Genomic DNA, 1,308 nt, shown 5'->3' with positions numbered 1-1,308 from the left:
TGTAGCGAACAAATAAACTGTCCGGACTTGTAGCACGAGGTTTGTCCGGTTTTCATTAGGTATGGAAGGAGGTGCCTAATGAGACGGACGCAGTTGCTACAGGAGGTACGGAAGATGCGGTTTGAGGAAGCGTACGAGGGCTGGCAGTCGGGTCGGCTGACGCAGGAAGAGGCGGCCAGGCTCCTGGGGGTGTGTGACCGGACATTTCGGCGCTACATTGCCCGCTACGAAGAGGAGGGGTTGGAGGGCCTGGTTGACCGGCGTCTGAGGCAGGTCTCGCACCGCAAGGCGCCGGTCGATGAAGTGATGGCGCTGGTGGAGCGCTACCGTAGTCGGCATATGGGCTGGAACGTCAAGCACTTTCACGCCTGGTACCAGCGCGAGGGCGGCAAGCGCAGCTACACCTGGGTGAAGAACCGGTTACAGGAGGCCGGGGTGGTCGAGAAGGCCCCGGGCCGTGGCAAGCACCGCAAGCGGCGGGAGCGCGCCGCCTGGCCGGGGATGCTGTTGCATCAGGACGGCTCGCGGCACGAATGGGTGCCTGGACAGTATTGGGATTTGATCGTCACCATGGATGATGCCACCAACGAGCACTACTCGATGTTCTTCGTCGAGGAGGAGGGGACGGCCTCCTCATTGCGCGGTGTCAAGGAAGTGATCGAGGCGCGGGGCCTGTTCTCTGCGCTCTACACCGATCGGGGCAGTCACTACTGGCATACGCCGCAGGCGGGCGGCAAGGTGGACAAGGTCCATCTCACCCAGTTCGGGCAGGCCATGGCGCGACTGGGCATCGAGATGATCCCGGCCTATTCTCCGGAGGCGCGAGGGCGCTCGGAGCGGATGTTTCGCACGCATCAGGACCGGCTGCCCAAGGAGCTGGCAGCGGCCGGGATCACCGACATGGCGGCGGCCAATCGCTACTTGAAGGAAGTCTATCTGCCCGCGTTCAACGCCGAGTTCATGCAGCCGGCACAGGAGGAAGGATCGGCCTTCGTGGCCTGGATCGGGGATGAGCTCGACGACTTCCTGTGCGAGCAATACGAGCGGGTGGTGGGCAAGGACAATTGTGTCGCTTTCGAGGGGCTGAAGTTGCAAATCCCGCCGGATCGCTATCGCATGCACTACGTGAAGGTCAAGGTACGGGTGCATCGCTACCTGGACGGGCGGCTGGCGATCTTCCATGGCCCGAGAAGGCTCGCGCGCTACACGGCTGACGGTCAGCTGCAAACCCCCGAACTGCAGGTTGTCGCGTAGGTCCGCCGCGGCGCCTGCCGGGGAGGGAAGGCGCTCCGGGCTACGCCCTTCACG

The 1,308-nt window shown here is 63.5% G+C and carries 1 protein-coding gene; it reads left to right on the top strand.

The annotated features are described in order from the left end of the window. Positions 1 to 114: 114 nt before the first annotated feature. Entirely contained in the window at positions 115 to 1,254 is a 1,140-nt protein-coding gene (locus EPD82_RS11805) for an ISNCY family transposase (RefSeq protein ID WP_206202297.1), read from the top strand. The last annotated feature ends 54 nt before the right edge of the window (positions 1,255 to 1,308 follow it).

This window comes from Tepidiphilus succinatimandens (genome assembly GCF_006503695.1).
Lineage (GTDB): Bacteria > Pseudomonadota > Gammaproteobacteria > Burkholderiales > Rhodocyclaceae > Tepidiphilus > Tepidiphilus succinatimandens.
Note: the sequence above shows the minus strand (reverse complement) of the source record. Positions and strands in the feature narration are given on the sequence as shown.